Genomic DNA, 6,820 nt, shown 5'->3' with positions numbered 1-6,820 from the left:
GTAGAGCACGGGATTGTGACTCCCGTTGTCGTGGGTTCGATCCCCATCGTCCACCCCATATTTCGAAAGGCGCCAGATTAACAGTCTGGCGCCTTTGCTTTAAAGGCTTCATCCGCGGATGTGGTGGAATTGGTAGACACACTGGATTTAGGTTCCAGCGCCGCGAGGCGTAAGAGTTCGAGTCTCTTCATCCGCACCAAATAAAGCTTCATTCAGGCACTTGGCCTGGCTGGAGCTTGATAAAGAAGTTGTTTGGCTTCTTTAACAGGCAATATGGTGGGCGTAGCTCAGTTGGTAGAGCACGGGATTGTGACTCCCGTTGTCGTGGGTTCGATCCCCATCGTCCACCCCATATTTCGAAAGGCGCCAGATTGAAAAGTCTGGCGCCTTTTTTGTTTCGGCGGCCGCAGGTTCCGGGTCGCAGGGGCGGGCGTTTCGTCGTATTTATGTTTCTCGATGATGCTGTCCTGCCCGCCGGCCTTGCTTGCGAGATCGGCTGTCAGGGAGATGATTGGCGACCTTCTCTATATAGGGAAAGGTTGGCGCAGAGCCCTGGCGTGATTGGTTGTATTTGCCATCGGGGCGAGGTGCATTCGTGCATTCGCACCTATAAATTGCCTGCTGCGTTTTTACCCGTTTTCAGTAGGGTGACTTCTTGAGTTTGACCCACTAGAATGCATGCCCTTGATTCTGGGGTCGGAAACGGCCGGCTAACGTCTGTGCAACGAGGAATATCCATGCAAGTTTCTGTTGAAAATACTACTGCTCTTGAGCGCCGCATGAGCGTCACCGTGCCGGCTGAGCGCATCGAGAGCCAGGTCAACAAGCGTCTGCAGCAGACCGCCCAAAAGGCCAAGATTGCTGGCTTCCGTCCAGGCAAAGTGCCAATGAGCGAAATCAAGCGCCGTTTCGGTGCTGACGCTCGCCAGGAAGCTGTAGGCGACGTGATCCAGTCTTCCTTCTACGAAGCTGTGGTTGAGCAGAAGCTGAACCCGGCTGGTCAGCCTTCGATCGAGCCAAAATCCCTGGAAGCGGGCAAGGACCTGGAATACGTAGCCGTATTCGAAGTGTTCCCTGAGTTCACCGTTGCCGGTTTCGAAGGTATCACCGTAGAGCGCCTGAGCGCTGACGTGTCTGATGCCGATCTGGACAAGATGCTGGACATCCTGCGCAAGCAGAACACCCGTTTCGAAGTGGCCGATCGCGCTGCTCAAAACGAAGACCAGCTGAACATCGATTTCGTCGGCAAGGTCGACGGTGAAGTGTTCGCTGGCGGTTCCGCCAAGGGTACCCAGCTGGTTCTGGGTTCCGGCCGCATGATCCCTGGTTTCGAAGATGGCCTGGTTGGCGCCAAAGCCGGTGAAGAACGCGTTCTGAACCTGACTTTCCCAGAGGACTATCAGAACCTGGACCTGGCTGGCAAAACCGCCGAGTTCACCGTGACCGTCAACACCGTTTCCGAGCCAAAGCTGCCAGAGCTGACCGAAGAATTCTTCGCTCAATTCGGCATCAAGGAAACCGGTCTGGAAGGCTTCCGCGCCGAAGTTCGCAAGAACATGGAGCGTGAACTGCGTCAGGCGATCAAATCCAAGGTCAAGAATCAGGTAATGGACGGTCTGCTGGCCACCAACCCGATCGAAGTGCCAAAGGCTCTGCTGTCCAACGAAGTTGACCGTCTGCGCGTGCAGGCTGTTCAGCAGTTCGGCGGCAACATCAAGCCTGACCAACTGCCGGCCGAGCTGTTCGAAGAGCAAGCCAAGCGCCGCGTAGTACTGGGTCTGATCGTGGCTGAAGTGGTCAAGCAATTCGACCTCAAGCCTGACGAAACCCGCGTTCGCGAGATGATTCAGGAAATGGCTTCGGCCTACCAGGAACCTGAGCAAGTTGTGTCCTGGTACTACAAGAACGACCAGCAACTGAACGAAGTTCGCTCGGTTGTGCTGGAAGAGCAAGTTGTGGATACTGTTCTGCAGAAAGCTAGCGTGACCGACAAATCGGTCTCTTACGAAGAAGCAGTCAAGCCGGTAGAAGCACCACAAGCCGACTGATCACTTTTGCGGTAAGAAGCAAACACCATAAGCCAGCCTTCGAGCTGGCTTATGCGTATTCAAGACATAACTATTTGGGAGTGACTGCAGAGCATGTTCCGTAATTCGTATATTCAGCAGAACTCTGATATCCAGGCCGCCGGCGGCCTGGTCCCGATGGTTGTCGAGCAGTCCGCTCGTGGCGAGCGCGCCTACGACATCTACTCGCGTCTCCTCAAGGAGCGGGTGATCTTTCTGGTGGGTCCCGTAGAGGACTACATGGCCAACCTGATCTGTGCGCAACTGCTGTTCCTTGAAGCGGAAAACCCGGACAAGGACATCCATCTCTATATCAACTCCCCGGGCGGTTCGGTGACGGCGGGCATGTCGATCTACGACACCATGCAGTTCATCAAACCCAACGTGTCGACCACTTGTATCGGTCAGGCGTGCAGCATGGGCGCGTTCCTGCTGACGGCCGGTGCACCTGGCAAGCGTTATTGCCTGCCGAACTCGCGAGTGATGATTCACCAGCCACTGGGCGGTTTCCAGGGCCAGGCGTCGGATATCGAAATCCATGCCAAGGAAATCCTCTTCATTCGCGAGCGTCTCAACACGCTGATGGCCCTGCATAGCGGGCGTACTCTTGAAGAAATCGAACGCGATACCAACCGCGACAACTTCATGAGTGCAGAAGCCGCGCGTGAGTACGGGTTGATCGATGAAGTGATCAGCCAGCGCCCCGCTTAAAATAAGCAGCTCAAAATAAGGTTGGTCGGCGGGTCCGATCACCGGCGGGCTTGAAAAAGCCCGCAATAGCCTTCATCTTGTGTTGCAAGCCTATCGGATTTGGATCGAACGAATGACTGACACCCGCAACGGCGAGGACAACGGCAAGCTGCTCTATTGCTCCTTCTGTGGCAAAAGCCAGCATGAAGTACGCAAATTGATTGCCGGCCCCTCGGTCTTTATCTGCGACGAGTGCGTCGACCTGTGCAACGACATCATCCGCGAGGAGGTGCAGGAAGCACAGGCCGAAAGCAGCGCGCATAAATTGCCTTCGCCTAAAGAAATCAGCGGCATCCTTGATCAGTATGTGATTGGTCAGGAGCGTGCGAAAAAGGTTTTGGCCGTAGCGGTGTACAACCACTACAAGCGCCTGAATCAGCGTGACAAAAAGAATGACGACGTCGAACTCGGCAAGAGCAACATCCTGCTGATCGGCCCGACAGGCTCGGGTAAGACCCTGCTTGCCGAAACACTGGCCCGCTTGCTGAACGTTCCGTTCACCATCGCCGACGCAACCACCCTCACCGAGGCGGGTTACGTGGGTGAAGATGTCGAGAACATCATTCAGAAGCTGCTGCAGAAATGCGATTACGACGTGGAAAAGGCCCAGATGGGCATTGTCTACATCGATGAAATCGACAAGATTTCGCGCAAGTCTGACAACCCGTCGATCACCCGGGACGTTTCCGGTGAAGGCGTGCAGCAGGCCCTGCTCAAGTTGATCGAAGGCACGGTCGCTTCCGTTCCGCCTCAAGGTGGTCGCAAGCATCCGCAGCAGGAATTCCTGCAGGTCGACACCCGTAACATCCTGTTCATCTGCGGTGGCGCGTTCTCTGGTCTTGAGAAGGTCATTCAAAACCGTTCCACCAAGGGTGGCATCGGTTTCAACGCAGAAGTGCGCAGCAAGGAAGAAGGCAAGAAAGTCGGTGAGTCCCTGCGTGAAGTCGAGCCTGACGATCTGGTCAAGTTCGGTCTGATCCCGGAATTCGTCGGTCGTCTGCCGGTACTTGCCACGCTGGACGAGCTCGACGAGGCTGCATTGATGCAGATCCTCACCGAGCCGAAAAATGCTCTGACCAAGCAGTATGCCAAGCTGTTCGAGATGGAAGGCGTGGATCTGGAATTCCGGACCGACGCTCTGAAATCGGTCGCCAAGCGTGCCCTGGAGCGTAAAACCGGTGCCCGTGGCCTGCGTTCGATTCTCGAAGGTGTATTGCTCGACACTATGTATGAAATCCCCTCGCAATCGGAGGTGAGCAAAGTAGTGATCGATGAAAGCGTGATAGAAGGCAAGTCCAAGCCACTGTATATCTATGAAAACAGTGAGCCGACCGCCAAGGCTGCGCCAGACGCATAAGCGTCACGCAGCTTGAATAAAGAAGGGGCCTTCGGGCCCCTTTGCTATTTCGGGATCTGGCCTGCAGGAGCCGGCTTGCCAGCGAAGGCGGTCTTTGAAGGCGTATCCGGCCCGTCACAGCAGCATCCGTATGCTGCAATCTTTCAAGTGGTTCTTTTATCCGCTTGTTTTTTTCCTGGGCAGCCCCCATCTTGGTTTCAAGCTTACTTCCATCTGTTTACGGCCTTATGGCCGCCGTAGAGGCGAAATCATGAAGACAACCATCGAATTGCCTCTCCTGCCATTGCGTGATGTCGTGGTTTATCCGCACATGGTTATCCCGCTGTTCGTGGGGCGCGAGAAATCCATCGAAGCCCTCGAGGCTGCGATGACGGGTGACAAGCAGATCCTTCTGCTGGCCCAGAGAAACCCGGCTGACGACGATCCCGGTGAAGATGCCCTGTATCGCGTTGGTACGATTGCCACCGTTCTGCAGCTGCTCAAGCTGCCTGACGGAACGGTCAAGGTTCTGGTCGAAGGCGAGCAGCGGGGCGCTGTCGAGCGCTTCAGCGAAGTGGACGGCCACTGCCGTGCCGAAGTCTCCCTGATCGACGAAGTTGAAGCACCGGAGCGCGAGTCGGAAGTGTTCGTTCGCAGCTTGCTGTCCCAGTTCGAGCAATACGTGCAGTTGGGCAAGAAAGTCCCGGCTGAAGTCCTGTCGTCGCTCAACAGCATCGATGAGCCAGGCCGCCTGGTGGACACCATGGCCGCGCACATGGCGCTGAAGATCGAACAGAAGCAGGAAATCCTCGAAATCATCGATTTGTCGGCCCGGGTCGAGCACGTTCTGGCGTTGCTGGATGCCGAGATCGATCTGCTGCAAGTCGAAAAACGCATACGCGGCCGCGTCAAGAAACAAATGGAGCGCAGTCAGCGCGAGTACTACCTGAATGAGCAGATGAAGGCTATTCAGAAAGAGCTCGGCGACAGTGACGAAGGCCACAACGAAGTCGAAGAGCTGAAAAAGCGTATCGATGCCGCCGGCCTGCCGAAAGACGCGCTGGCCAAGGCGACGGCCGAGCTGAACAAGCTCAAGCAGATGTCGCCGATGTCCGCGGAAGCGACCGTGGTGCGTTCGTACATCGACTGGCTGGTTCAAGTGCCGTGGAAGGCCCAGAGCAAGGTGCGCCTGGACCTGGCGCGCGCGGAAGACATTCTGGATGCCGACCACTATGGGCTCGAAGAGGTGAAGGAACGCATCCTCGAATACCTCGCCGTGCAAAAGCGCGTGAAGAAAATTCGTGGTCCGGTGCTGTGCCTGGTCGGTCCTCCCGGGGTGGGTAAAACGTCCCTGGCGGAGTCGATTGCTCACGCCACCAACCGCAAATTCGTGCGCATGGCCCTCGGTGGCGTGCGTGACGAGGCGGAAATTCGTGGCCATCGCCGTACTTACATCGGTTCGATGCCAGGAAGATTGATTCAAAAGATGACAAAAGTGGGTGTCCGCAACCCGCTGTTCCTGCTCGATGAAATCGACAAGATGGGCAGCGACATGCGTGGCGATCCGGCATCGGCGTTGCTGGAGGTGCTCGATCCCGAGCAGAACCACAACTTCAACGATCACTATCTGGAAGTCGATTACGACCTGTCCGATGTGATGTTCCTGTGCACGTCGAACTCGATGAACATCCCGCCGGCGTTGCTGGACCGGATGGAAGTGATCCGTCTGCCGGGCTACACCGAAGACGAGAAGATCAACATCGCCGTCAAATACCTTTCGCCTAAGCAGATTACGGCCAACGGCCTGAAGAAAGGCGAGCTGGAGTTTGACGCAGAAGCGATCCGCGACATCATCCGCTACTACACCCGTGAAGCCGGTGTGCGTGGGCTGGAGCGCCAGATTGCCAAGGTTTGCCGCAAGGCCGTCAAGGAACATGCGCTGGAGAAACGCTTCTCGGTGAAGGTCACCGCAGACATGCTGGAGCACTTCCTGGGCGTGCGTAAATTCCGCTACGGCCTGGCCGAGCAGCAGGATCAGATTGGCCAGGTGACCGGGTTGGCGTGGACTCAGGTGGGCGGCGAGCTGCTGACCATCGAAGCGGCCGTCGTACCGGGCAAGGGCCAGTTGATCAAGACCGGTTCCTTGGGTGACGTGATGGTCGAATCGATCACCGCGGCCTTGACCGTTGTCCGCAGCAGGGCGAAGAGCCTGGGGATCCCTCTGGACTTCCATGAGAAGCGCGACACGCACATCCATATGCCGGAAGGGGCGACTCCAAAGGATGGCCCTAGCGCCGGTGTAGGCATGTGCACGGCCCTGGTATCGGCATTGACCGGCATTCCGGTACGCGCGGATGTCGCCATGACCGGCGAGATAACGTTGCGTGGCCAGGTCTTGGCCATTGGCGGCTTGAAAGAAAAACTGTTGGCTGCCCACCGTGGCGGAATCAAGACAGTGATCATTCCTGAAGAGAATGTGCGCGATCTCAAAGAGATTCCGGACAATATCAAGCAGGATCTACAGATTAAACCGGTTAAATGGATTGACGAGGTCCTGCAAATTGCGTTGCAATACGCGCCGGAGCCCTTGCCGGACGTGGCTCCGGAGATAGTCGCGAAGGATGAGAAACGCGACGCAGATTCTAAGGAAAGAATTAGCACGCATTAG

General features: G+C 56.4%; 4 protein-coding genes and 3 tRNA genes (1 of these 7 only partly in view). All 7 read left to right on the top strand.

All coding sequences use genetic code 11. The annotated features are described in order from the left end of the window. A tRNA-His gene (locus tag AC1RS8_RS17525) sits at nt 1-58 on the top strand (it extends 118 nt beyond the left edge of the window). A 56-nt stretch (nt 59-114) separates the two neighbouring features. Beyond that, nucleotides 115-199, top strand: a tRNA-Leu gene (locus AC1RS8_RS17520). Between the two features lie 77 nt (nt 200-276). Then, nucleotides 277-352, top strand: a tRNA-His gene (locus AC1RS8_RS17515). A 385-nt stretch (nt 353-737) separates the two neighbouring features. Continuing rightward, complete coding sequence (gene tig / locus AC1RS8_RS17510; protein WP_057714092.1) at nt 738-2,048, top strand: trigger factor; 1,311 nt, start codon at nt 738-740, stop codon at nt 2,046-2,048. A 93-nt stretch (nt 2,049-2,141) separates the two neighbouring features. Then, a complete protein-coding gene (gene clpP / locus AC1RS8_RS17505; protein WP_057714093.1) occupies nt 2,142-2,777 on the top strand; it encodes an ATP-dependent Clp endopeptidase proteolytic subunit ClpP in 636 nt (211 codons plus the stop codon). Nucleotides 2,778-2,889: 112 nt separating this feature from the next. Next, nucleotides 2,890-4,173: an ATP-dependent Clp protease ATP-binding subunit ClpX gene (gene clpX / locus AC1RS8_RS17500; protein WP_008048848.1), complete on the top strand. Its 1,284-nt coding sequence runs from the start codon at nt 2,890-2,892 to the stop codon at nt 4,171-4,173. Between the two features lie 250 nt (nt 4,174-4,423). Continuing rightward, nucleotides 4,424-6,820, top strand: coding sequence for an endopeptidase La (gene lon / locus AC1RS8_RS17495; protein ID WP_056722330.1), 2,397 nt, complete (start codon nt 4,424-4,426; stop codon nt 6,818-6,820).

It is taken from the genome of Pseudomonas sp. GW821-FHT12A04, assembly GCF_058807755.1.
Note: the sequence above shows the minus strand (reverse complement) of the source record. Positions and strands in the feature narration are given on the sequence as shown.

Coding starts and splice junctions, on each gene's coding strand:
- clpX (WP_008048848.1), top strand. CDS start 2,890: ATGACTGACACCCGCAACGGCGAGGACAACGGCAAGCTGCTCTATTGC.
- tig (WP_057714092.1), top strand. CDS start 738: ATGCAAGTTTCTGTTGAAAATACTACTGCTCTTGAGCGCCGCATGAGC.
- clpP (WP_057714093.1), top strand. CDS start 2,142: ATGTTCCGTAATTCGTATATTCAGCAGAACTCTGATATCCAGGCCGCC.
- lon (WP_056722330.1), top strand. CDS start 4,424: ATGAAGACAACCATCGAATTGCCTCTCCTGCCATTGCGTGATGTCGTG.